The sequence below is a fragment of the Anaerocolumna cellulosilytica genome, assembly GCF_014218335.1.
GTDB classification, from domain to species: Bacteria; Bacillota; Clostridia; order Lachnospirales; family Lachnospiraceae; genus Anaerocolumna; species Anaerocolumna cellulosilytica.
Map to the genome: position 1 here is coordinate 2971206 of NZ_AP023367.1, position 25655 is coordinate 2996860.

At 37.8% G+C, this 25655-nt stretch carries 19 protein-coding genes; 6 read left to right on the forward strand and 13 right to left on the reverse strand.

The window, feature by feature from the left end:
- Positions 1-142 precede the first annotated feature (142 nt).
- The 7 genes from acsn021_RS12175 to acsn021_RS12205 all read right to left on the reverse strand — a co-directional run bounded on the left by acsn021_RS12175 (position 143) and on the right by acsn021_RS12205 (position 9112).
- A complete protein-coding gene (locus tag acsn021_RS12175) occupies positions 143-1279 on the reverse strand; it encodes a glycerol dehydrogenase (RefSeq protein ID WP_184088934.1) in 1137 nt (378 codons plus the stop codon).
- A gap of 236 nt (positions 1280-1515) precedes the next feature.
- Complete coding sequence (locus acsn021_RS12180) at positions 1516-2778, reverse strand: ABC transporter substrate-binding protein (protein WP_184088931.1); 1263 nt, start codon at positions 2776-2778, stop codon at positions 1516-1518.
- A 78-nt stretch (positions 2779-2856) separates the two neighbouring features.
- Positions 2857-3771 carry an AraC family transcriptional regulator gene (locus tag acsn021_RS12185; protein ID WP_184088928.1) on the reverse strand — a complete coding sequence of 305 codons (915 nt, stop codon included), beginning with the start codon at positions 3769-3771 and terminating at the stop codon, positions 2857-2859.
- A gap of 16 nt (positions 3772-3787) precedes the next feature.
- Positions 3788-4867 carry a glycoside hydrolase family 88/105 protein gene (locus acsn021_RS12190; RefSeq protein ID WP_184088925.1) on the reverse strand — a complete coding sequence of 360 codons (1080 nt, stop codon included), beginning with the start codon at positions 4865-4867 and terminating at the stop codon, positions 3788-3790.
- 5 nt (positions 4868-4872) lie between these two features.
- The gene (locus tag acsn021_RS12195) at positions 4873-7389 is read right to left on the reverse strand and encodes a hypothetical protein (RefSeq protein WP_184088922.1); all 2517 of its coding nucleotides are present in this window, start codon (positions 7387-7389) and stop codon (positions 4873-4875) included.
- Positions 7390-7410: 21 nt separating this feature from the next.
- Positions 7411-8247 carry a carbohydrate ABC transporter permease gene (locus tag acsn021_RS12200; protein ID WP_184088918.1) on the reverse strand — a complete coding sequence of 279 codons (837 nt, stop codon included), beginning with the start codon at positions 8245-8247 and terminating at the stop codon, positions 7411-7413.
- Positions 8237-9112, reverse strand: a complete 876-nt coding sequence (locus tag acsn021_RS12205; protein ID WP_184088916.1) for a carbohydrate ABC transporter permease — start codon at positions 9110-9112, stop codon at positions 8237-8239. The genes acsn021_RS12200 and acsn021_RS12205 overlap by 11 nt, the downstream gene beginning before the upstream one ends.
- A gap of 305 nt (positions 9113-9417) precedes the next feature.
- Between acsn021_RS12205 and acsn021_RS12210 the strand changes: the two genes are divergently transcribed.
- On the forward strand, positions 9418-11907 hold the full coding sequence (locus acsn021_RS12210) for a glycoside hydrolase family 31 protein (RefSeq protein WP_184088913.1): 2490 nt from the start codon (positions 9418-9420) through the stop codon (positions 11905-11907).
- A 180-nt stretch (positions 11908-12087) separates the two neighbouring features.
- Entirely contained in the window at positions 12088-12888 is an 801-nt protein-coding gene (locus tag acsn021_RS12215; RefSeq protein WP_184088910.1) for an alpha/beta hydrolase, read from the forward strand.
- Between the two features lie 343 nt (positions 12889-13231).
- Here the strand turns inward: acsn021_RS12215 and acsn021_RS12220 are convergent, their stop codons facing one another.
- Positions 13232-13384 carry an SGNH/GDSL hydrolase family protein gene (locus acsn021_RS12220; RefSeq protein ID WP_184088907.1) on the reverse strand — a complete coding sequence of 51 codons (153 nt, stop codon included), beginning with the start codon at positions 13382-13384 and terminating at the stop codon, positions 13232-13234.
- A gap of 395 nt (positions 13385-13779) precedes the next feature.
- Here acsn021_RS12220 and acsn021_RS12225 point away from each other — a divergent pair, with 395 nt between their 5' ends.
- Entirely contained in the window at positions 13780-14667 is an 888-nt protein-coding gene (locus acsn021_RS12225) for a LysR family transcriptional regulator (RefSeq protein WP_184088904.1), read from the forward strand.
- A 106-nt stretch (positions 14668-14773) separates the two neighbouring features.
- Here acsn021_RS12225 and acsn021_RS12230 read toward each other — a convergent pair whose 3' ends face one another.
- The 4 genes from acsn021_RS12230 to acsn021_RS12245 all read right to left on the reverse strand — a co-directional run bounded on the left by acsn021_RS12230 (position 14774) and on the right by acsn021_RS12245 (position 19872).
- Entirely contained in the window at positions 14774-16534 is a 1761-nt protein-coding gene (locus acsn021_RS12230) for a glycoside hydrolase family 13 protein (protein WP_184088901.1), read from the reverse strand.
- Between the two features lie 34 nt (positions 16535-16568).
- A complete protein-coding gene (locus tag acsn021_RS12235; RefSeq protein ID WP_184088898.1) occupies positions 16569-17414 on the reverse strand; it encodes a sugar ABC transporter permease in 846 nt (281 codons plus the stop codon).
- Positions 17401-18303, reverse strand: a complete 903-nt coding sequence (locus acsn021_RS12240; protein WP_184088894.1) for a carbohydrate ABC transporter permease — start codon at positions 18301-18303, stop codon at positions 17401-17403. The genes acsn021_RS12235 and acsn021_RS12240 overlap by 14 nt, the downstream gene beginning before the upstream one ends.
- Positions 18304-18576: 273 nt before the next feature.
- Complete coding sequence (locus tag acsn021_RS12245) at positions 18577-19872, reverse strand: extracellular solute-binding protein (protein WP_207725083.1); 1296 nt, start codon at positions 19870-19872, stop codon at positions 18577-18579.
- Positions 19873-20064: 192 nt separating this feature from the next.
- On the opposite strand from acsn021_RS12245, the gene acsn021_RS12250 reads away from it, so the two are divergent.
- Positions 20065-21072 carry a LacI family DNA-binding transcriptional regulator gene (locus acsn021_RS12250; protein WP_184088891.1) on the forward strand — a complete coding sequence of 336 codons (1008 nt, stop codon included), beginning with the start codon at positions 20065-20067 and terminating at the stop codon, positions 21070-21072.
- Positions 21073-21228: 156 nt separating this feature from the next.
- Here the strand turns inward: acsn021_RS12250 and acsn021_RS12255 are convergent, their stop codons facing one another.
- The gene (locus acsn021_RS12255) at positions 21229-23778 is read right to left on the reverse strand and encodes an alpha-amylase family glycosyl hydrolase (RefSeq protein WP_197978574.1); all 2550 of its coding nucleotides are present in this window, start codon (positions 23776-23778) and stop codon (positions 21229-21231) included.
- Between the two features lie 429 nt (positions 23779-24207).
- Here acsn021_RS12255 and acsn021_RS12260 point away from each other — a divergent pair, with 429 nt between their 5' ends.
- Both acsn021_RS12260 and acsn021_RS12265 read left to right on the forward strand, forming a co-directional pair.
- A complete protein-coding gene (locus acsn021_RS12260; protein WP_184088888.1) occupies positions 24208-25113 on the forward strand; it encodes an AraC family transcriptional regulator in 906 nt (301 codons plus the stop codon).
- 178 nt (positions 25114-25291) lie between these two features.
- Positions 25292-25651: a BlaI/MecI/CopY family transcriptional regulator gene (locus acsn021_RS12265; protein ID WP_184088885.1), complete on the forward strand. Its 360-nt coding sequence runs from the start codon at positions 25292-25294 to the stop codon at positions 25649-25651.
- Positions 25652-25655: the final 4 nt, after the last annotated feature.

Sequence of the window (25655 nt, forward strand, 5' to 3'; positions counted from 1 at the left end):
TGCCTTTCAATTTTTGATGACCTATTCGAAAAATTGAACAAGCCTAAATAGAAAGGTTGAAAATAATATTTTCAACCTAAGCGCACATCTGCGACCTTAAACTAGCATACAAACCAAAAAATTGAATTTCATTTATTTAATCTTATAACATACCATTTTCTTTATATCTTCTTCCAAGTGCATCCGCCGTCTTGATGGCTGCCACAACGCCTTCTATTGTAATCGGAAATGGCATGGCATGGATGGATTCCTCAGGAATACATGCTTTTTCTGCAACCTGATAAAGCTCTTCTTCTGTTATTTCTTCCACTCCTATATCTTCTAAGCAGATAGGTAAGCCAAGGGATGAGCAAAAGTCCATTACTTCCTCTAATTCTTCTACTGCTGCATTTTCAAGTGCTAATTGCGCCAGTGTGCCAAAAGCAACCTTCTCTCCATGGAAGTATTTATGTGTACCCTCTAAGATAGTGAGACCGTCATGAATGGCATGAGCAGCTGCAAGTCCACCACTTTCAAAGCCAATACCCGAAAGAAGTATATTTGTTTCAATTATATTTTCCAAAGCAGGCGTTACCTCATTGGCATCGCAAGCTATTTTAGCTTTTACTCCATCTTTTAACAGGTTTTGATAACACAAAGTTGCCAGTGCAAATGCTGTCTGAGTACCTCTTGCTTCACCACATAAGCCTTCTCTGTATCCACAGGGAAGTCCTGCATTGACTTTGGTGTAAGAGGCAACATTTGCTCTTGCTTCAAAATAAGTTGATAGTGCATCTCCCATACCGGCAACTAAAAACCGAGTCGGTGCCTTGGCTATTACCGTAGTATCCACTAATACCACACTTGGATTTTGTTTGAAGTATGCATAATCATCAAAGGCACCTTCCGGGGTGTATAAAACCGCCGAATGACTAGTAGGTGCATCTGTCGCAGCAATAGTCGGAACAATAATTAATGCTTCACCCTCTGCCACACATTTTGCAGTATCAATAGCTTTTCCGCCTCCCAGACCAATGGTACATGTGCATTTTTTTTCCATTGCCAGTGCCTTTAATCTTTCTACCTCTTGTCTGGAACACTCACCGCAAAATCCGCTTTCTACAAAGGTTACCTGAAATTTCTCTGCTGTTTTGTTCAGTTTGTCCTGTACCCTCTGCACATCATCTTTATGCGCAATCAAAAGGGCCGATTTACCAAATGTTCTAATAAAGTATCCTAAATTTTCAATTTCGTTTTCACCCTGTACATATTTTGCAGGGGATATAAAAGCTTTTCTCATCTCTATTAATCCTCCTTTTAGGGGCTGTTACAAATCTAATGAAATCCGATAGAGTATGATTTCCTGCACTACACTGTCAAAATAATAGGTTGTCGGCTGTGTATGCTAATTACGCACACTTTGTTGCATAATTGCATACACAACGGACAGGTATTTTAAATTCGACTTCAAAAAGGTATTCATACACTTCTACAATACAGAATAAATTGCAGCAGCCTTGGTATTTTTTTCTGTTGTTATTCTTCTTTAAGATCTGCTAAGGTCACATTAAATAAGGTATCCATGTCCTGAAGATATTCTTCAACGGTTATGTTTCCTGCTAAAACGGATGCAAGCTTGTCTCTAACTTCACCCTGTACAGCTCCTGTAAATGCTTGATAACCCCATTCTGAACCAGGTTGAGTTCCGGTTGCTGCTAATTCTTTTGAAAAGATTTCAAAGAACTCAGCACCATAATCATAATCTAATTTTTCATTTCCTTTTACCTGGGAAAGATAGCTGTTTTCCTGACAATAAATTGCATTGTTCTCCGGCTGTGATATCCATTCGATGAATTCAGCAGCTTCCTTCTCTACACCAGAACCCTGAAAGGCAGCCAGATATTTTCCACCAGGTACAGAGGATCTTGTTACTTCTTTTGGAAGATAAGTTACACCCCATTCAAAATCTGTGATTGCTTCTTTATAGTTCGCTATCATCCAGCTTCCGGAAAAATGCATTGCCACTTGGCCTGTACGGAATAATTCATTCGGATTTTCAGAACCGAGCCATACAGAATCAGGAGTAATCTTTTCATCATGAAGCTCCTTAAAGAAGCTAACTGCGCGATTCATTTCAGGCGTATTAAAATTAGAAGCGGTTAAGTCCTTATTCAGCATACTAGCTCCGGCTTGATACATTAAAGTACTGAATCTTTGTGCTGACTTATCATATACAAGTCCATATTTACAATCACTATTTTCCATTACCTTCTTCATTGCTGCCTTCCACTCATCCCAGGTCCATATCTCATCTTCTGATTGAGGAACAGATACGCCTGCCTTCTCAAAGGCCGTTTTGTTATAGATTAATCCATTTGCTGTAATATCCATAGGAGCTGCTAAAATCTTGTCATTAAATACGAATTTTAAGCCTTCACCAAAGCTATTCTTAAATGCATCTGCATCCGATACATATTCAGATAAATCTACGAGCTGGTTCTGAAATGCTCCAAGATTTGTCAATCTTGCTAATGCCGGTGTTTGCTTTCCGTTAATCATGTTTTTGATTTTGCTTTCAATATCACCATACGGAACTTCAATTAATTCAATCTTTACATCCTTATGAGTCTCTTCATATGCACTTGCTAGTTTTTTAAAGGACTCATTTTCTTTTCCATCCGTAAACCATACAACATTTAGAGTTTTTACTTTATCAGTATTTCCTCCCTCTTTGCTACAAGCAGTAAATGTGCTTAAAACTACAACCATAATTAGTAGAATCGATAACACTTTTTTCATAAATTACTTCTCCTTTCTGTTTGTAAACCCATTTTAACAGTTATTTCGCATAAAAAATCGCATATTAATCATTAAATATTATTCATTATTGCTATTTTTCTTTTCTTGCGCGTACTTTTTAGGTGTGATACCTGTACTTTTCTTAAAAGTTGCTATAAAATGACTATCACTATTGTAGGAAAGCTGGGCAGCAATGTCCGTAACAGAATAACCGCTTCTTAACTTAGCCTTAGCCTCTACAACCTTTCTATTTGTGATATACTGCTGTAAAGTAAAGCCCGTTTCTTTTTTAAAGTAATGACTGAGGTAATAACGGTTCATAAAAAATTCTTTTGCAATATCATCAAGTTCCAACTTCTCATTTACATGCTCTACAATATACTTTTTTATCTGTTCAATTCTTTCACGGTATAAAATAGGGTCTTTAAACTCGAAGTCCGTTTCCTGGGAATTAATTGCTTTATTTGTCTCCTTTTGCTCTTTTAGAAAGAAACGATACATTTCATTAAGTTCTACAATTAGATTTAAAATGCTTAACCTTAATTTAGCTTGTACTGCTTTATCATCACCTTCATTAATCTCTCTTTCAATATTCAAAAAAAGCTTTTCGACTTTCTTAAGATTTTCTTGAGACAAATTCAAGCGGTGTACGAAATTTTCCGGTCTGTGCTCAAAAAACTTATCGAATTCATATCCAAAAACCTCCGTACATCCCGCCAGATATAATTCCGGGTCAAACATCAATACATAACGGTTATGTGACTTCCCAACTGCTCCACTTGTTCTATGATATTCTTTGTTATTAAGAAGAAAAATATCCCCCGTCTTTACATTATAAGAACGGTTTCCAACTTCAAGCAGTGCCCCATCGCTTAGAAATAATAAAATTTCATATTGCTTATGAAAATGGAATCCCTGCATCGCCCAATTTTGGGATGAGCCATGAAAATAATACAAAGAATCAAACTCCTCAAAAAACACCCTTTCCTTCATGCAAAAACACACCTTTCTAGTGCCAATAATCTAATAATGCCTCCTGTAATAATAAAATCATTAGCGCCTGCCCATAGGTCATTGGACAACAAGGAATTTCTTTATAAAAATCACCGGATTCCCCAATTGGAGTACCATAAGAAACCTGCTCAACTGTTCCATCCTCAGCAATATATTGGACAATATGAGTCAAAGCCTTATCTATCTCATCAATATACTCACTTTTCGGCAAAATACCTAATCTTACTCCTTGCATAATTCCGCACAGAAAAGCTGCACTGGCTGATATCTCAACATAAGAGTCTGAATCATCTATAACGGTATGCCAAAGACCTGTCTCTTTGTTACTATACAACTTTAGAGCCTTAACCTGATTTTTATATACTGTCAGGAAATAACGCTTTATTGCTTCGTTTAGCTCCACTTCTTGTATGATTTCCATAACAGCTACTGTGTACCAGCTGTTACCTCTTCCCCACATAACTTTACCGTAATTATTGTTTCTGTTAAAATTAAACCCATGATAAAATAATCCAACTTCCTTGTTGAGCAGGTACTTAATATGGTTAAGAATTTGATAGCTTGCCTCATCCTGACAATCCTTACGATTCAGAATTTTGCCCGCTCTATATAGGAACAAAAGAGTCATAAAAATCGTATCTATTAATATTTCACCATCATTTGGATCCCCTGTAATCATATGCTGAAAGCAGTCATCTCCTGTTCGAAGAAGCTTCTTATCCTTCATTATCCAGTCGACCCAATCCTCGATTAAGTTAAGATACTCAGCCTTATTAGTTTCTTCATATAGGTAGGTTAACGTAAGCATGGGAGCCGTAGTGTTTACATTTCTTTCCAGTATTCCTTCTTTTAGTCTTTCATCAAACCACTCTATTAAATACTCTAGGATTTCTTTTTTTCCGCTTACTTTATAGTATTTATATAAACCAAAGATACCTACTCCTTGCGGCCATTCCCAACAATCTATATCAATCAGGCTAATTGGAAATTTTTCTTCCATCCCATTATTTTTAAGTGCCATCATCTTATCAGATACTAAATTCAATAAGACATCTATTTGTTGTTTATTAATCATTTTGATTATTCCTCCCATTGTATGATTCCCTGTACGGAAAGCGGATATTGATAAACAGTCTGACCATTTACTAAAAATTCATTATTACTATCAATCTGATAACTTGTTGTATTATCTATTATATTTACTTGCTCATTTTCACTAAGATCAATTTGTATTTTTCTAAATTCCCTGAAAAAGTCATCTAAATTCTCATAGTCACAGCTTTTAACAACCTTTATAATCCAAATATTTTCTCTTCCGGGACTAATGAATTCTTTGTATTGACAAGGTCCCTTTTCCTGAATTGATAGACCATTATTGGCATAGACCCCAATATAAGCACCGTCTTTTTCCAGTACAATTACATTTTTATCACCTATATACCGTTCAAATTCAATTAGCGGAATATATGCATGGGTATAGTCTATTCTATAGTTTGCTGCAATTTTGTACTTTAATATACTGACATTTTTATATTGAGCAGCAAATGGCAGCACTCCGTTTCCTGCCCAGAAATTCGGTCTTCCGCTTCCATACGTATGAGATTCACCGGGATGATTAACAAAAACCTGCGCTGTTTTATCAATGGCTGCCTGTACAATATGCTCCTGATATCCTGGCTGATAGGGTTTAAACCCAACAGCGGTAGATAGTACAACCTCAGAATTTTTATATAAATATAAATTTACATGCTGTTCAAATCCCTGTGTATTTTGGTGAATAAGCTGCTGGCTTCCTGTCAGCTTCAGATATTTTTTATATTCCTCAGGCGCTTCATAGTCACCTAAAGCAAGAGCGATATATCCTATTACAGCACGATTAAGATGCCCTGCGTTATAGGCAAGGTATAAAAGCGCAGTTGTACCGGCATTATAATTACCCTTTAACTCTTTTTCATAACTTCTACCAAAGCTGGTCATGACAGCACCCCTATGCTCATTAATACTAAGTGCATAAAAAATCATATCTAGCGCAGTCTTTGCTTTGCTATGAAATTCATTTTCCGGCTCTGTTAGATTATAGAGTGTAGCAATACCGATTACATCAACCGGTATATATGCATTAGAATTCCATTCGGTGATAAACTCCTTAAAGAATTCCTCAAACCACTCTGTTAGTAGTTCGGCTCCTCTTTTTTCTACTTCCTTTCCAAGCCGGCTGCTGTTTGTAAAAAATTGTTCCGGAAGATACTTGCCTGCAAGATACTGGCAGATATGAAAAAGTAACGCATGATTCTCACTGAAAAACCACATTACATCATCTCCAGGCTCATCAATCCAATAACGGAAATTCAGCATAGCCTCTTCAATCTCTTGTTTCAGCTTGTCTGATAAAACCTCATGAAAAGTACGGTAAATATATAATATAATTACAAAATGAAAATCACAGCAATCCTTTCTTTTACGTACTCCGGCCAATTCCTCTAAAATAATTGCTTCTGCCAACTTAAAATCTCTTCCCAATTTAAAAAGTGCAGCTGATTTATAAACATTATTTACTCCAAACTGGATTACTGTCTCAAGGGCACGTCTTTTCCTATCCTCTAGTTTTTCCTCCTGGTAGCTTAAAAAATCCTTTCGGACTAATTGAGTCCCAATCTTACGTTTTAAAACAATGCCATCTACATTCATTTCAACGGTAAAATAATAATACCCTGGATGAATCTCATCCGAATGCATTAATGTTAGCACCTGCTGTTCTGGCTGTAGCTCATAGTTTCTATATTGGATTAACTTCCAGTTCTCCTCCATTTTTTCTATAAACTCACCTGGAGTAATTGTTACCTTAACCTCCATTGGCTGCTTATTCATATTATTTAATCTAAGCTTTAAGGGTTCACTAATGTAGGCTTCCTTCTCAAAACAGATATTATCAAGCATTTTTTCTGATTCTAATACAAGCTCTGTCCTTACCTTTTCTGCAACTGGTAATAATACCGTAAGAGATGCATTACCCATACGTTTTAAACGGAAATAATAATCGGTATCCCTTTCTGCCAAATCATCCAGACAGATTATAAACTTATTTTCACCTTTTCTTAGATTTACAGTCACCGTTGTACTCTTTACAAGATTTCTGGTAAAGGGAATAAAATCCTCTACCAACTGGTCATTCACCCAAAGCGTTACTCCTCCGCAGGTTGTCAGTTCAAACTCAACCGTTTCCTCTTTTTCTGCTTTTAGTATTGCGTAGCTATAGGTTCTTAAATAAGTTGGTGTATAATAAAATCCGGACTCTTCCTGGGCAATATTACCAAAAGGCGCATAAAACTTAACCGGATGCACTTCACCAAATACTTCAACCTTTTCCCCCAGAGAATATTGGCTTAAGTCTAAATAAGGCGGCAGCTCTGCTTGTCTCTTAGCGACAAATTCTTTCCTGCATGGATTCTCATGAATCGAAAATCCCTTCTTTAGCCATTCATTTACCCTGCCTTTTAAAATTGCCTTTTCAAATTGCTGCGGCTTTGTATAAACCCCTGTAGTCAGGAAGTGATTTATAAATCCTTCCGCAAAAAGCGGATATTCTATATACTTCATGTTAATCTCCTTTATCAATTTTTATTCCTTGACGCCACCTGCGGTCATCCCTCCGATAATATATTTCTGAAGTGAAATAAATACGATAATTACCGGAATCATGGATATGACAGACATTGCCAAAAGGCTTTTCCAGTCAACGGAATATTCTCCTGAGAAGTTAGCAAGTGCAAGCTGTAAAGTGTATTTTGTCTTACTGTTGATAACAAGCTTTGGCCAAAGATAATCATTCCATCTCCACATAAATGAGAAAATACAAAGAACTGAAATAATTGGTTTTGCCATGGGAAGCATGATTTTAGTAAAAATATAAAATTCAGAGGCTCCATCAATTCTAGCGGCTTCCATATAAGCACTGGTAATCCCCATGTAGTATTGTCTTACAAGAAATACAGCAGTAGGTGAAGCCACAGCCGGAATAATTAGTCCCCAAAGATTGTTATATAAATTAGTTGCTACAATTACTTTAAATACCGGAATCATTATAACTTCTAAAGGTACCATAAGTGTTGCAAGTACGATAGCAAATAATATCTTTTGACCTTTAAACCTGTATTTTGCAAATGCGTAGCCTGACATTACATTTACCATTACTGTCAAAATAGTTGCAACCACACTGGTAAACACGGTATTCATAAAGTATCTGATAAAATCGCCTTCGCTTAATGCATCCCGATAATTCTGAAAAGAAGGATTTTTACCAAGCAGGCTTGGAGGCCAAGAAAATAATTCTCCTGCATTTTTAAAGGATGAAAAAATAATCCAGACAATCGGCATAAGGAAAATAAAAGTCAATGTAAAAAGCAACAAGGCAAGGAGTACTATCTTTCCTCCGCTTTTTAAGCTATTAGTTTTCATCCTGTTCTCCTCCTTCATTTACTTTAAACTGTACTGATGTAAGAATTGCTAAAATAATAAAAAGAATAATAGTCATTGCACTGGCATAACCCATCTTATTCTTATCAAACCCTGTTTCCTGAATTAACTGAACCATTAATTTTGTTGAACCTGCCGGTCCTCCCTGGGTTAATGCGTAAACCAAAGGATAGGTTTTAATAACTGTAACCGTAGATAATACCAAAACTAACAGGGTAGTTGGTTTAAGAAGAGGCAGGGTAATAAAACGGAATTGCTGACCGAAGCTGGCTCCGTCAATATTAGCTGCTTCATAATACGTATCAGAGATAGATTTAATCCCTGCAATAAACATAACCATGTAATAGCCAGCCAGACTCCAGGCTGTTACAAAAATAATAACTCCCATTGCAATCTTTGGATTAGTCAGCCACTTAACTGGGGATTTTCCCATTGCCGTAAGCAAGTAATTAATAACACCAAAATCCTCTCCCAGTAAAAATCGCCAGCTTAAACCTACAATTATAGTTGAAATCATAGTTGGCCAATAAAAGGCTGCTCTGAAAAAACTGCTGCCCTTAATATTTCTAGTTAATATCAAAGCCAGTACTAAGGCTGATACATATATTGCCGGTACTGATATAGCCGTAAATACTATAGTGTTTAAAAATGAATTCCAAAAGTTTTCATCCTGAATCAAATCAACATAGTTTTTGATACCGATAAACTTTTGTGGATTAATTCCATCCCATTTCGTAAATGATATCCATAGTCCATTGATAGCCGGATAAAATAAAAATAAGCCAAAAATAGCAATCGTGGGTAACAATAACAGGTATGGAAATATTTTTTGTTCAAAATTTTTCATCATGCTTCTCCTTTATGATTTTTATCCATTATAACACAATATACGACATAAATATCCCATATTGTAATGCAAAATTACTAAATTATTGTCATATCTTGTTGTTATATAGATATGTAAAAAACTAATTAGAGACGATTTAATGAATTATAATATACATTCTTACCAATAATTTAAAAAATAGCAAGATATGTAGAAAGTTTACATTAACATGTCATTATACGCATAGCCTCTAGACGGGCAACACGTTATAATACAAGTAATAAAATCAAAATAAAAATTTGAAACAGTTAAGAGGAGGTATTACTTTGAAGCTCTGTAGTAAAGTACTAAATTATTCTCAATCTGAAGTTGGTTATACAATTGTAACCGACCAGGCATTCATAAGAATTCTTTTTATGACAGATAGTATCATCCGAATTCGGACAAGTTTTGACGGTGAATTCGCAGAAGAATCCTATAGTCTGGTTATGACTGCCTGGGAAGACCGAATGGATACTTTTATGGAAGGTGCCAGAACAAGAATAAAACCGGTGGATGCCGTTATAAAAGAAACGAATGAAAAAATTATATTAGTAGGAAATCAATTGTCAGTTGAAATTGATAAGAATCCTTTTAGGATTTGTATTAAAAATCAAGACGGACTATATCTTCATGCTGATTTGGAGGACCTTGGCTATCAAGAGGATTCCAACAGCAGACGTATTCATACAAGTGAGATTTTTGAGGGTGACTGTTTTTACGGATTTGGCGAAAAAACCGGAACCCTAAATAAATATAAAAAAAGCATGACAATGAGCCCCAAAGATGCGATGGGCTATGATCCCATTGAGACAGATTCCTTGTATAAGCACATCCCTTTCTATATTAAGTGCAATAAGAATACCAAAATAGCTTCCGGCTACTTCTATCACACCACGTACGAATGTGATTTTGATATGGGCAGGGAACATAGCAATTATTGGAAGAAGCACAGCCGCTTCCGGACTGACGGCGGAGATATCGACTTGTTTTTTATTGCAGGCCCTTCCGTTTCTGAGGTTATCACTAGATACACCGACCTTACTGGCAAATCCTGCATGCTTCCCAGATATGCATTGGGATATCTAGGCTCTTCCATGTATTACTCCGAGCTTGAGAATGATTGTGATGATGCTATTTTAGAATTTATTGATACTGCAAGAGAAGAACAGATTCCCATAGATGGTTTTCAACTTTCCTCCGGCTATACAGTATCAGACAACAAGCGTTATGTTTTTACCTGGAATAATAAACGATTTAAAGACCCAAAAACATTTTTCACAGAAATGGAAAAAAGAGGTATTTGTACCTCTCCAAACATAAAACCTGGTTTATTGTTGACGCATCCTTATTTGGATGAATTAAAAAAAGAACAGGTATTTATAAAAGACAGCTGCAAAACAAACGATTGTATTGGAACCTGGTGGGGTGGCAAAGGACTTTTTGCTGATTTTACTTCAAGTCATACGAGGAATATATGGAAAACCTATCTAAAGAAAAATGTTCTGGATTATGGAGTTACCAGCATATGGAATGATAATTGTGAATATGACAGCATTGTTGACAAGGATGCTCACTGTGATTTTGAAGGGAAAGGCGGGACAGTCGGACAGTTAAAATCTGTAATGTCAAACATTATGTGTCATATTACAAAGGACGCCATTCATGAAACCTCTTCACAAGTGAGACCTTTTATTGTATGCCGTTCCGGACATGCAGGAATCCAGAGATATGCTCAGTCCTGGGCCGGAGACAATTACACCAGTTGGGACTCCCTAAAATATAACATAGCAACTATACTTGGGATGGCATTATGTGGAGTAACCAACTATGGCTGTGATATCGGAGGTTTTTATGGTCCGTCACCAGAGCCTGAGTTACTGGTAAGATGGGTTCAAAACGGTATTTTTCAGCCACGCTTTTCCATTCATTCTACTAATACAGATAATACAGTAACAGAACCCTGGATGTATTCTGACTGCAAGGACTACATTAAAGATGCCATTCAATTTCGTTACCGAATGATACCCTATTACTATTCCTTAATGGAACGAGCCTATAAAACAGGTCTGCCAATTATACAACCAATGCTTGCAGCCTTTCAGTATGATGAGAATTGTTATGAAAATGGTGTTGACTTTATGGTAGGTGATTCTCTTCTTGTAGCCAATGTCGTGGAGAAAAATCAAACCGTACGGGATATTTATTTACCAAAGGATGAAATCTTTTACGATTACTATACCAGAGAACGCTTAGAGGGAGGACGTACCATACAAATACCTGTTACCTTAGCAAGTATTCCGATGTATATAAGAGCCGGAGCCATAATCCCGTTAGCAGACAATCAACTCTATAACCTGCACCAGGATAAAGTTACCAATCTCCATATAATCATGGCACCTGATAAAGATGGTGAATTTGTCCTATATGAAGACGACGGCACTTCAATGGACTATGAAAACGGAGTATATTTAAAAGAACACATGCTTATGAAGGCTGGTGAGTGTGTAACCTTTGAAGTAAAGCGGGAAGGCAATTATCGTTCTTCCGTAGAAACCATCCTGGTTGACATGATACGCAAGGATAAATCTCCTTATTGGGTTAAACTTAATAATGAATTCATGGAACATTTTCATCACCGTGCAAAGTTTGAGGCAGCGAAAACAGGTTGGTATTACAGCCAGACCTTAAAATCAGTGTTTATCAAGTATAAGAATCCAAAAGAAGATTATTCCTTAACTGTTTCTTTTGAAGAATTCGATATACTTGGCATGTAATCACAATTAGGTAATTGGGAAGCTATTTGTTTAGAATAATGAAGCAGACGAAATCACCAAAATTAAGGTGACTTGATAATAATCACAGACTGTTTTTGGTGTTTTGACTAGTTACATCATATAAAAAACAGTTTCACAATTGACTAGTAATACAATTTATTAGAAAGGAATACTATAATCATGGCAATTATGACCTGTAATTACTATAGCAGCACCTTAAAAAATACTATCGCACTAAATGTATTTATTCCGACTCCAGAGGGAAATGAGCAAATTACAGACGATGAAGTAAAAAAACAATATCATTATAAGGAAGGACTTCCTGTTGTATACCTTTTGCATGGAGCATATGGTAATTACAGCTCCTGGCTTCGTTTCAGTAATGTGGAAAGATATGCACAAGAGCATTGCTGCGCATTAGTCATGGCTTCAGCAGAAAACAGCTTTTACCAGAATATGTTTCATGGTAATGCATATGCAGCTTTTTTCACAAAAGAACTGCCTGAATTCATTAAAAGTGTTTTCCCGATATCCGATAAGCGTGAAGATACCTATATAGCCGGTTTTTCCATGGGCGGCTATGGCGCATGGTATCTGGCTCTTTCGAACCCTGATATGTACTGTAAGGCTGCCAGCATGTCCGGAGCACTAGATATTGTAAAACTGTATCAGGATAGTATCAATAATAAAATAAACGCACCAATTATGTGGAACAGCCTATTTGAGAACCCTGATAAGCTGGATGGAAGTTTATCTGATTTAATACGTCTGTACGATGACTGTGTTAAGGCTGGAAAGATACCGGAATTGTACCAGTCCTGCGGGAGGGATGACTTTTTATATGAGATGAATCTTTCCATTAAGGCAAGACTCGAACAAAAGAATGCTCTGTTAGTGTATAAAGAAGATGTTGGAGGGCATACCTGGGACTTCTGGGATAAGGACATTAAAAATGTTCTGGATTGGCTATTTTTTAAGTAGTCATAAAAGTTTACAAGTGGGAAGAAGCGGTTCTACTGTTGCATTTTAAGGCTGTTTTCATAGCCTTTTAAACATATTAATAAAAATGTGCATGATATGCAGTAAAGGCAGGATTTTTACTTTAACTGCATATCATGTATTTTTTACTATCCTTTTCTTATGTGTAATTCCTGGTCAATACACAGCTTCTACCTTTCTATATCTAAAAGGCAAAAAGGAGGTAATCTACAGTACAAGGAAATCTTATTACCATTAATGTTATTAGGTATCAAAACAATATTGTAAAAAAAGGCAGACGGATACATTCTGCAACCAACCGGTTTCTTGTAATAAAGAACTTTTATTATAAATACTTTTTCATATTCTTAAGAACGACTGCATATGCATTTGACCACATATGGACTCCTTCCACCGTAAACTCTTTTTTCAAATCTCCTTCTTCATCTGTCAGACCTTCATCTACGTTTATAAAATTAAGCCCCAGTTTCAAAGCCAATTCTTTAACTTCTTCATTTAGTATTTTAATATTGGCATTATTTCGAGAAGCAATCTCTTTGCTGTAACGCCTCCTTAATTTCCGGGTTTTGCAAAAGTTCTGTCATTCTTTGTGTTGTCATAATCGTCTCTCCTTTTTATTTAAATTATAGTGTGAATTTAATAATAATTCTTAGCTAATTCATAAATAAATTGATCTCTTATTCTTTTATTTCCGTCATATATTGTTCTACTCCTCTTATCCCTTCCTTCTGATATTTCAGATATATTTTTTCCCATGGGATAATTCCGGCTTTGCAATTAATTTTCCTTTTATTATAAGCTTGAAATATATATAACGTCTAATATATAATTATCTATATATTATATACTTTTACATGTATGAAAGGATTTACTATGGAACTATTACAACTGAAATACTTTCAAACCGTTGCCCGTTATGAGCATGTAACGCGGGCAGCAGAAGAACTACACATCCCTCAACCGGCTCTTAGTAAAACTATTTCACTTCTAGAAAAGGAACTGAGGGTATTATTGTTTGACCGTCGCGGAAAGTATATACATTTAAATCAATATGGTAAGGCTTTTTTAAAAAGAGTGGAACAAGCATTAGCTGCAATAGAAGATGGAAAAAAAGAACTGAATGATTTAGCCGGAAAATCATTCGGAGACGTAAAGCTGGCTGTACTGGCTGCTTCTAATCTGCTGCCGGAACTCCTAAGCTCCTTTCGTAAGGAGTATCCACATATAAGTTTTAACCTGATACAGCATTTCCCCGGTTCCATAACCAAACCAGATTTTGACTTATGCATTTCCTCATCTGCCATTAAGCTTGAAGGTACTAATAGCATTCCTATTATAAAAGAAGAAATCTTTCTCGCAGTCCCAGTTGAACATCCACTTGCAAAGCGAACGAATATCCAGCTTAGTGAGGTTGCAGGTGATAATTTCATAAGCCTAAAGCCGGGGCAAGGACTTCGGGAAATCACCGATAAGTTTTGCCAATATGCCGGATTTACTCCTCAGATTATATTTGAAAGTGATGATCCGGCAACTGTTCGTGGTCTTATCAGAGCAGGACAGGGTATCGCATTTATCCCTGCAATTACGTGGGGCGGGTCTACCGGGTCTTCTATGAAACTTTTGCATATTGAAGAACCAGCTTGTGAAAGAACCATATCCCTCTCCTATACTGTAGAACGCTACCTGCCCCAGGCAGCACTATTATTCCGTCAGTTTGCAATTGATTATTTTGCTAAGCTTGGTTCAAATGGTACGATATAATCGCCGTGTATATATCTTACTTTTATCTGGCTTTTAACTTTTATAGATATATCACGGCTGTACGCATCGTTAATCAGATTCTTAAACGTATTCCTTCCTTTGCTTTCTACTGTAATAAATATATTCCAAGGCCGTAGGGCAAAATTTTATAATTATCTTTATCCCTAACACTCCCAGCTTCCATAAGTACCTGTCTAACATTTCGAATCTCAACATACTCTTCTTTCTCTCCTGCATTCATACAAACCAGAACCGTACCCTTCACTCCCCTTCTCACAAAGGCAAACATTCTGCTTTCTTTCTCCGCGTGAACTATTTCAAAGCAGGCTTGGGGATTCGTATGGATTTTTCTAATACTGACAATACTCTTCACAAAATCCGCCATCTCATTCTCCTCATTCTGCCAGGGCATCGGTCTTCGATATTCTGCTTCCTTAATTCCGCTTATTCTCTTCTCATCCCCATAGAACATGCTTGGAACTCCCGGACAGAGCATTAGAAAAAGAAAGGCAAGCTTCCACTTTCGAATATCACCCCTGCATAGGGAAAGAAAACGAGGTACATCATGACTATCCAGTAAATTAAGCTGACCCAGGGTAATATTGGTCGGATAACGAAATAACATCATTGATATGGCACCTGAAAATTGAAAGGCGTCTAGTTTATCCATTGCAAAAAATTCTCTACAATTTCTTTGAAAATTATAATTCATAGTAGAGTCAAAAGCATCCCCCCTAAGCCAACTCTCTGAATTCTCCCAAACCTCTCCGATTAATACAATCTGCGGATTTTCTTCCTTGGCTGCTCTGCGGAAATTTCTCCAAAAGTTCCGGTCTATTTCATTAGCCACATCCAACCGCCATCCATCAATTTTGTACTCCCTAATCCAATACCTGCAGACATCTTCAAAATACTTCTGAACTTCGGGGTTGGCGGTATTTAGCTTCGGCATCTTTTTTTCATAGGCAAAGCAGGCATAGGTTGGTACATCTTTTGTGCCGGCAGGACGAATCACAGGGAATTTCAAATTGTAAAACCAATCCTTATATTTGGATTGTTCTCCATTCTTAACAACATCGTCAAAGGCAAAGAAGTGCCAGCTGCAGTGATTAAAGACGCCATCAATAACAATCGTCATATCCCTGTCATGCACCTTTTCTACCAAATCTTTAAAATCTTCATCACTGCCAAGACAAGGATCAATGTGGTAATAATCCAGTAAATCATATTTGTGGCTCTCTCCGGCTGTAAATACTGGATTCAGGTAGATACAATTAAAACCCAGATTTCTGATATAATCCAGATTTGCTGTAATCCCCGGAATGGTACCTCCAAACTTGCTTTTACTTACCGCACCACCCTCCAGTGTAATCTGCTTCCCACTATTATCTATTCTGCCCTTTCCGCTGGCGAAGCTATCAGGAAATATATTATAAACCACTGCGTTCTTAAACCAGTCGGGAACGTCTAGAATTTCACTTCTTAAAATAACAGGATATTGAAAGTATTCGCTCCGTCCTTCGATTACCGTACCGTCCAGGACGAAATCCGGCAATTCCGCTGAGAATTGATTAGCATAATAATAGATCCATTCCTCTCCCTTTACTAATTTAAAATAATAGCATACTCTGTTATACGGAGTCCCAAAGGTAACCTCATAATAATCAAATAATTCATCCCTGGCTACCACCCCCATTGGTAGTGGATAAAACTCTACCGGACTCTTACTGCATGCCCGGTCTCCATAATAGAGGGTACAAGAGGAAAGATCCGAGACTTCCGATCTTAGGCGAATCGTCATTGTCTTCTCATCATTAGCAAATGCGTACTGGGACTGGGGTATATGTAAAATTGCACTTTTATTCATTTTTAGCTCCTTTAATTCTGTTCATAATCATCTATTAACCCTTTACACCGCCAGCGGTAAGACCTGATACCATATACTTCTGTATACAGAAGAAAATGATAAGAACCGGAACCGACACCAAAATGGCTGCTGCTGAAAATATGGACCAGTTCCTGCCGTAATCGTCAGCTTGCAGCTGGTACAACCCGCCTGCAAGAGAATAGCTATTCTCTTGCAGCATAAAGGTTGTTGCAAATAAGTATTCGTTCCAGACAAATATAATAACCATGACTGAGGTTACGATAATCGCCGGCCGCGCAAGAGGCAGTATAATCTTTACAAGCATTTTAAGATTTCCAGCTCCATCAATTTTTGAAGCTTCTTCAATCTCAATCGGTATTGTGTCAAAATATCCTTTCATATTCCAGATGCCGAAAATGCACATTGAGCCTGCATAAATCAAAATCAGACCCAGATGCAGATTTAAAAGGTGCATGATTTTGTACAAACGAAAAATAGCAAACATGGAAAGTATCTGGGGAAATGCATTCAACAGCAGAAGCATTTTTAATGCACTTCTTCTGCCCCGAAAACGGAATCTGGAAAAGGCATATGCCGCTTCTACCGAAACAGTCATTGCAATAACCATGGTTCCGACACTCAGAATTACAGAATTCTTAAGCCATACGAAAAATGGTTCCTCAAACAGTATCTTTCGAAAGTTTTCTAAGGTTGGATTTTTAGGCAACAGAAACAACCCCGAAGACAGGGCTGACCCGCTTTTGCTAAAGGCCAGTGATATTGCGTATAATATAGGAATTAATCCTGCCAGGCACAGAAGGATAAAGACAATATTCAGAGCAATGTAGCCAATTGTTTTTTTCATTCTATACTTTTTCATTTGCTTCCTCCTCCTTGACACTCTTGTTGGTAAATATGGAAAATAAAAGGATTATTCCAAATATAACAATGGATACAGCTGACGACAGTCCATAATTGTTAGATACAAATGCATTCTGATGTGCATAGGTTATAACGGTCTGAAGCGTTGCTCCGGTATAAGAGCCTTTCTGCATGGTCAAAAGATAAATAATATCAAACTGCTTAAAGGTAGTAAAGGTAGTCAGGATTACTGCAGGAGCAATCACAGGCCGTATACACGGAACAGTAATATAAATATTCTTCTTCATAAAACCAGCTCCATCCATTACTGCACTTTCATAATAGCTTCGATCAATGCTTTGCAGTGCTCCGTCAATCATCATAATCATAAAGGGTAAAGCCATCCATAGGTTTAACACGAGACAGGAAAGAAAAGCAGGAATATTTTCTGAGAGAAAGTTGACCTTGGGTTGTCCAAGCATCACAGCTATCTTATTCAGCAACCCAAACTCTGTATTATATATACCGACCCGCCACAACAGGATAGAAACATAAGCAGGCATTGCCCACGGAAACATAAGCAGAGTTTTATAAAGCCGCTTCAGCTTAAGGCCGGGTGCGTTTAAACCCAGTGCGATAAAAAAAGCGAGTACTATCTGCAGAACCATATTTATAGCGGTCCATAAAATTGTAGTCATCAATGCGGCGAAGAACCCTGAGTTGATTTTAGACAGTGCCCTCACATAATTACCCAGACCAATAACTTTATAATTCATCCAATGGAACAAATTCATATTGGTCAAGGATATAAATCCTGTATAAAGAATGGGGAACACAATGATAATACCAATCAGGAGCAATGCAGGAAATGAGTAAATCCATGGGATATAGCTGTGTTTTCTCTTCATTATCTGTTTTATTCCTTTCGCTTTGCCCAGTACACACGGCAGCATGCCTGGTAAATTAATTTCTTATACTAAAATAGCGGTTGGTAATTTGGTATTTATACATTAATCCAGCGAGAGCAATACCCTCCTCTATAATGACATTCCTGTTGTACTCGTTACATATATGTTTATACTTGGCTTCACAGAAAAACTTAATGGAGTATATATCACTCTCGCAAAATGATACGGACAGTTATGTAAAAACCCGTCTTGTTGATATTTTATAATTCCTTATTACTGCATATCCGCAATTGCTGTCAAAGCTTCCTGCTGATATTTATCAGCAGATGCATCAATGTCTTCGCCGGATTTATTCACCGCGGCGAGGAAGCTTTCCATCGGTACCCACATAACACTTAATTGTGGAATATTCGGCATCGGCCGGGCGGTATCCGCTGTCTTCTTCATGGCAACTATCATCTCATTGGCAGCCACATCAGCATCATCATATGCTTTATTATTCGCAGGAGCACAATTCGACAATTTCGCTATGTCAATTGCAACCTTAGTACCAGCCAAAGTTATAAGCACTTTTGCTATCGCATCCTTTTTGGATTCAGCTGTATATTTTAATACGGAGAAGCCTTGAACTCCTGAATAAGGTACCAAGCTTTTCCCATTCGGAAGCTTAAAATCTGCTAAGCTCTTAAATCCAAGTTTTATTGTTGTATTTTTCATTCCCGAGATTAGCCAGGGACCTCCAATAATCGCTGAGGCCTTTCCTTCATTAAATAATGTACCTACCGTATTATAGTCGCCATCCGCTTGGAGCTTAGAAAATTTCTGATTGTAGGCAACTGCTTCCTTGGTCGCCTGCAGATTAAGTCCCGGCTGTACATCTGCATTTATTATGTAACCGCCGAAGCCGTTGATGAACGGAGCTACGTTATATGCTGTAGAATGTTGGTTAAGAACCGCATAGGTGCCTGCGTCTATATCCGTATTGGTTACCATATAATCATATAAATCTTCTGTTGTAGAAGGAATCTCTCCTTTCCATAAATCCTTATTGTACATGAATAAGAGAGTTTCAAAGTAAACCGGAAGCTGATATTTGACTGATTTATAAGTCCCTGCCTCTAAAGTCATCGGCAGAAGATCTGACATAGCATCTTCGCTGATTAGATCAGTAATTGGAGTTAATATGCCCATCTCTGCAAACATGCCGATGGAATCCTGTGCGTAAAAATACATATCCGGACCATTTGCTGTATCTGTACCATATAGCTTCAATTGATCCGTCAAGCCTGTTTTTTTCTCAAAGATAACAGAGATTTTATCATCCTTTAACGTTTCATTGACCCTGTTTTGAATCACTGCCATAATCGCTTCATCCGCATCATGCCAGATTTTCAGTTCTACTGGTTTAGCCAGTGCGGCATCTGTCGGTTCGCTTTCTGACTGCTGCTGCGCATCCGGCACCTTTGTCGGATTGCTTCCTGTAGTACCTTGCTTGGACTTACTGTCACAACCCGTCAATCCCCCAAAGATTAATAATACGCATAGTATTAAGCTTACTATTTTTTTCATAATTACCTCCTTTTTATTTAGGAAATCGCTTTCCTACTACCAAAATATAATTTAGCATTATTCTTAGTTGCTTAAGCTATTTTTACCATATTATTATGATATAATCAAATATATTTTAGTAAAAACAGTTGACTTTGTAAGGAAATCGCTATACTATAATAGCAAATATGTTAATTATTTAAGGAGTAAAATATGCCGATTACCATCAGTGATGTCGCCAGGGAAGCCGGCGTATCAACCTCAACTGTTTCAAAAGTATTGAACAATTGGACAACCATATCCCCTGCTACCGTAGATCGGGTCAAACATGCAATCCACAAGCTGAATTATACGCCAAATTCCAGAGCCGTCAGCTTCGCCAGACAGACAACACAAAATATTGTTTTTTTAACTTCTCTGGGAAAAAATGAGGCCTATCACAATCCTCATATGTTTGACATTATGTGCGGTGTCAATAGTATCCTGGCGAAAAACAATTATACACTCTCCCTTGTAGATATTTTTAATGATTCCTATCAGGGGGAATCCGTTACCAGGGTAATGGCTCAAAAGTGCGCTGACGGAATGGTAATCCACGGTTCCGCCATTAGTAAAGAAATCGCTGATCTCATCACCAAACAGCAATTTCCTCATATACTCATCGGTCATCCGGGATTTGAAACCCAGCTATGCTGGATTGACACCAACCATGTCTTAGCCGGACAGGCAGCCGCAGAATATCTGATTTCCAACAATTACGGTGATGTCGCCTTTATCGGCGGCAAAAAGACGGACCACATCTCTATGCAAAGGCTCAAGGGATTCCTGGGGACTATGCATAGTTATGGTTATCTAGTATCACCAGAAAAGATATTGTATACGAACTCCAGCAGAGAGGAGAGCTATGAAGCAACTATCCGGCTGTTGGAACTAAAAAAATCCCCGAGCGCTATTGTATGTGAAAGCAATACAATTGCACTAGGAACTGCAAGGGCTATCGAAAAGATGAAACTGGAGGTACCGAAAGATATCGCTTTCCTGACTTTTGATGCATACCCGTATTCTGAAATTATTGATCCAAAGCCAACCGTCATTGATATCAATGTCTATGATATGGGAATACAGGCAGGGATTATGCTGCTACGCAAGATGGAGAACCCGGCGCTGCAGATTCAGACATATACTACCCTTCCAGTGGTTAATGCGGGAAAGACGACGTAGTAACAAGAAGCCCCAAAAGTTGTGGTATACCAGGTAATCATATGAAGGAAAAATCTATTTGAGAGTTAAAAATCAGGGCTTGCCTCTTAATTAAGGCAGTCCCTGACTTTCTTAGCTTTAATAATCTTGTTTCATTACACATTCATACTGCGGAATTTATTTCAGATATGCTCCGTTATTACCGATTTTACCTGGTGCCGGATTACCTGGCAAATCCAGGACATAAATTCTCATATTGCCTTTTCCCACTCTGGGTATTGTTAATTTGCCATCTGTTACTACCTTTACATCTCCCGAAATCGCATCCTTATAGATACCATTTGGTATTCCTGAAAAGGCTGCACCATCTGTAATGGATACCAGTACAAAACTATCCACCCCGGTTTTCGTATCCGTATAACGTCTCTTAAAAGCCATTTCTCCCGAAACACCTTCCGTTGAATACTGCCCCTTCCTAAGGGCAGGTATTTTTCTTCTGATTTTATTCAATCTCTGTATATGCAGGGAAAGAGGATGGTTTAAGGCTGTTGCCATTGCTCCTGTTGCATTGGTATATTCAGCATAATCCGTTACAGTTATGGAACCTTCAATATTGTCCCCGAAATAAGCTCTTCCTGTCTCACTTAAGGGTTTTGTTGGACCGGCATCAATCACTGCTCCCTTCTTAAATTCTATTTCACTTCCGTAATAAATACATGGAATTCCCCGAAAAGTATACATCAGGTTCAAATTCTCTGCCCAGGTATCCTGGGAACCGGCAAACCTTTGGTTTTCCGGTGCGCCATCCGGTGCATAATCATGGGAATCCACATAAGTTACGTTCCAGGTAGCATCACTGTAAAATTGATCCCCATCCACTCCCACACGAAATGCATCTCTGGCATTATTAAAATTCCAATGCATGGGAAAATCTATTACACCCAGTCCGGAAGATGTACTTTTATCCGGTGTGCGATAGGTATTGCCGGTCAACAAATGATTTCTGCTGACAGGCTGGTCACTGACATTCTGGTTATCATTCCAGTGCTGGAAAGTACTGTTCATATTAGTAGCTGTATCACTCCAAGGATAGGCTAAGGTCTCTGCCCAGGTGTAAAACGGTGTGGAAATTGCAGGTATATTACTATTCCATACCTGCCGGTACCTGGTAGCCACTTCTCCGAACACAAAGAAATCTTCTCCTCCTGCCGCTTTAAAGGCTGGGATAAATTCTTTATTAAAAGTCAGTCTGGATATGTGTTTTACCGTATCAATCCGGAAAGCATCAACCCCCATATTAATATAACTTCTGTAGGCATTTATTAAATAATCCGATACGGCTGGATTCTCTGTGTTTAAATCCACACAATCCCCTGCTATCTGACCGGTTTGGACCGTATAACCTTCCCAGCTTAAGCTTTTTTCATGGTGATAAATATTTTCTGTATCCTGGGTATCTTCTTTCATGGCATATAGTCTGGCCTGATATTGTTGTGCCGGAGGTAAGGTATCATAATTATCGGGAAGTTTTCCTTCATCAATTCTGATAATCGTATCAGCAGTATCTTCCTGAGTTTCATCCTTTGTAAACAACGGATATAGATTTTCCTCCCCAAAATTTCCCGAATGGTTTAATACGATATCCTGTATGATTTTTAACCCCTTCTCGTGGACCGCATTAATTAAATCCTGATAGGTTGCATCATCCGATTCATATCTTGGGTCTATCTCACTGAAATTAACGGCATGGTAACCGTGATAATCATAGCCGCTCATGTTCTTCACGACCGGAGTAATCCAAATTGCCGAAAACCCCAGTGCCTTTATGTAATCCAGTTTTTCAATAAGACCTTTAAAGTCACCTCTCCATGCCGGGTCGTTACTGTCCTTCATGGCTGCCACTTCATCCCAGCAATGTACATTATTATTGGAATCTCCATCATAGAACCGGGTTACCATAACAAAATAGATAGTTTCATCTCTGAAATCAATCCCTTTTTCCGGTGCCGGTGTTATGGTCGGCGTGACTGTTGGTGTTTTAGTCGGCGCAGGCGTAACTGTCGGTGTTGGTGTAACGTACGTTTCCGGATTACTCTCATACCATTGATTGTCCTTATACCACCATTCTCCCTTTGTCCGTGTTAAATCAGAAGTCTGCTTCCCGTTATAATTGAATATCAGGTTAACCTGCGTGGACTCGGAAAAAGTATATTTGTACCACCTGTTTCCCTCCGGCGTCATATCTCCCCCCGGCCAGGTTGTTGTACTGCCGGAGGGTTGTAAATTCCAATAATATATCTTCGCTCCGTCCCAGGGACTTTTAAAATGCACCGTAATGGAATCCGCAGTTATTTCGGGATTGTACTGGTACCACTGGTTATTCTTATACCACCATTCCCCCGAAGTCCTATGTAAGTCTGCAGTCTGTGAACCATTCTGATTAAATATCAGATTAACACTTTGGGTATTGCTGAAGGTGTAACCAAACCAATTATCACTTTCAGCTTTCATTTGTACTCCCGGCCATGAAACCGGCTTATTGTTATCCCCGTTCAAATTCCAATAATAGATATTTGGTGCACTATACGTCCCTTTATAATGCACCGTAACCGAGGATACTGTTTCTGCCTGCGTCTTTTGAAATGTGCCGGATGTTGCTAGTCCTGTTACCACCATTGCAATTAGCAGCACATATACCGTCAGTTTTCTCCAGAAACCCTTCTTCATACTTTTTATACCTCCTGCCTTTTTTGAAGGGTCACTCCTATTGGCATAGATAAATCCTATCCTAAATATATGCCTGCTGAAATAACCCTTTAATTTATTGACAGCCTGCTGATGTCTCTCTTTACTGACTCTATCCCACAAGCCATTCAACCGATAGAATAAAACAGTCTTTTACTACTGCTGGATACCCTTTATGTTCTGTTCCACCCTTCATTCCACTTTTCACTATAAAGCAAAAGAATGTCCTGTTATTTCTTTGTTAATATTGACTGATATTATTTTATAGTTTAATATAATTATATCATTTTATACCGAAACTTCTTGCAATATCCTGGGATTTATTTGTACAATACTATCATTCAGAAGAATATAAGCAGCTGAAAAACTGCCGGATTCGGATTTACGGCACTGTATAGATGGAGGTATTTTATGGATATTAATAATTATACTTTTTACAAAGAGAAAAAAAAACATGGCAACAGTACTTATCCTTTCACTATCTACAAGGTACGGATGCCGGAAACCTTTTATCAGTTTCCCCTGCATTACCATGGAGAGGTGGAACTGATTCATGTAAGTGAAGGCAAAGGGATTATTACCGTCAATCTAAAACCTTATGTTGTTACAGCCGGAACCATAGCTTTCATATCCCCGGGAATCCTACATTCCATGGAACAATGCCCAGGAGAGCCCTTTGTTTATAGGAATTTCATCTTTGATTTAAAAATGGTACTTACACATACCTCCGATGAAAGTACCCTAAAAACCCTGCTTCCCATTATGGCAAATAAAATATATTTCCCGGTAATTATTGATAAGCAACATCCTCTGAATGTTCCTCTAACAGCATATATCAGTACGATGCAACAAATCCATGATACCAGGCTTCCGGGGTATGAACTGGCAATAAAATCCCAAATCATGCTAATAATTTATCTGCTTACATCGAATAACCAGCTGCTTACAGATAATTATTATTTTAAATTTACTGTCAGTAAATTAAAAAAAGTTCTATTTTACATTAGCAGACATTATGAAGAATCCATATCCATACAGGATGCTGCTGCAATTTTCGGAAGCAGTCCCTCTCATTTCATGCGTTTTTTTAAAAATACAACAGGTTCTTCTTTCATACAGTATTTAAATGACTACCGCCTAAATATAGCACAAGAACAACTACTGACAACTTCCTGCTCCATTTTAGATATAGCGGTTAATGCTGGTTTTAATAATCTCTCCTATTTTAACCGTATGTTTAAAAATAAATTTCAAGAATCCCCTTCAAGCTATCGGAAAAAACACTCATTTCCTCATCCGCCTGACCGTAAGAAATAACAGCCACATTGTAGTCAATTACATTTTGAAAAAACATATAAATCATTCCCCAAAATTCTGATTTACTTAATAACACCATAAATAAGGTTAAAAATATAGCCGCCTTTTATTGACAAATCGGTTTAATGATGTTAAACTCAAATCAGATTTAACATCATTAAACTAAGGAGTGTTTGATATGGTCGAGTACAAATTAGGTGTTATGGAAATGAAGTTTGCGGATTTGATGTGGGAGAATGAGCCAATTTCCTCCGGTGACTTGGTAAAATTATGTGAACAGGAATTAGCCTGGAAGAAATCTACTACTTATACCATGCTGCGCCGCCTATGCCAACGCAATATTTTCAAAAATCAAGGTGGTTTGGTTTCTTCCATTCTATCCAAGCAAGAGTTCCATGCTTTGCAGAGCGAAAAGTTTATTGAAGAAACTTTTGACGGCTCGTTACCGCAATTTTTAGCGGCATTTTCAACAAGAAAAAAGCTGACTGATAAAGAAATTGAGGAATTGGAAAAATTAATACACCAGAGCAGGAGGTGAACCT

Excerpts from the sequence above, each read along its gene's own strand:
- acsn021_RS12190 (WP_184088925.1), bottom strand. The coding sequence starts at position 4,867 with ATGATTAATAAACAACAAATAGATGTCTTATTGAATTTAGTATCTGAT.
- acsn021_RS12240 (WP_184088894.1), bottom strand. The coding sequence starts at position 18,303 with ATGAAGAGAAAACACAGCTATATCCCATGGATTTACTCATTTCCTGCA.
- acsn021_RS12200 (WP_184088918.1), bottom strand. The coding sequence starts at position 8,247 with ATGAAAACTAATAGCTTAAAAAGCGGAGGAAAGATAGTACTCCTTGCC.
- acsn021_RS12265 (WP_184088885.1), top strand. The coding sequence starts at position 25,292 with ATGGTCGAGTACAAATTAGGTGTTATGGAAATGAAGTTTGCGGATTTG.
- acsn021_RS12215 (WP_184088910.1), top strand. The coding sequence starts at position 12,088 with ATGGCAATTATGACCTGTAATTACTATAGCAGCACCTTAAAAAATACT.
- acsn021_RS12185 (WP_184088928.1), bottom strand. The coding sequence starts at position 3,771 with ATGAAGGAAAGGGTGTTTTTTGAGGAGTTTGATTCTTTGTATTATTTT.
- acsn021_RS12245 (WP_207725083.1), bottom strand. The coding sequence starts at position 19,872 with ATGAAAAAAATAGTAAGCTTAATACTATGCGTATTATTAATCTTTGGG.
- acsn021_RS12175 (WP_184088934.1), bottom strand. The coding sequence starts at position 1,279 with ATGAGAAAAGCTTTTATATCCCCTGCAAAATATGTACAGGGTGAAAAC.
- acsn021_RS12255 (WP_197978574.1), bottom strand. The coding sequence starts at position 23,778 with ATGAAGAAGGGTTTCTGGAGAAAACTGACGGTATATGTGCTGCTAATT.
- acsn021_RS12250 (WP_184088891.1), top strand. The coding sequence starts at position 20,065 with ATGCCGATTACCATCAGTGATGTCGCCAGGGAAGCCGGCGTATCAACC.
- acsn021_RS12195 (WP_184088922.1), bottom strand. The coding sequence starts at position 7,389 with ATGAAGTATATAGAATATCCGCTTTTTGCGGAAGGATTTATAAATCAC.
- acsn021_RS12235 (WP_184088898.1), bottom strand. The coding sequence starts at position 17,414 with ATGAAAAAGTATAGAATGAAAAAAACAATTGGCTACATTGCTCTGAAT.
- acsn021_RS12205 (WP_184088916.1), bottom strand. The coding sequence starts at position 9,112 with ATGAAAAATTTTGAACAAAAAATATTTCCATACCTGTTATTGTTACCC.
- acsn021_RS12260 (WP_184088888.1), top strand. The coding sequence starts at position 24,208 with ATGGATATTAATAATTATACTTTTTACAAAGAGAAAAAAAAACATGGC.
- acsn021_RS12225 (WP_184088904.1), top strand. The coding sequence starts at position 13,780 with ATGGAACTATTACAACTGAAATACTTTCAAACCGTTGCCCGTTATGAG.
- acsn021_RS12230 (WP_184088901.1), bottom strand. The coding sequence starts at position 16,534 with ATGAATAAAAGTGCAATTTTACATATACCCCAGTCCCAGTACGCATTT.
- acsn021_RS12180 (WP_184088931.1), bottom strand. The coding sequence starts at position 2,778 with ATGAAAAAAGTGTTATCGATTCTACTAATTATGGTTGTAGTTTTAAGC.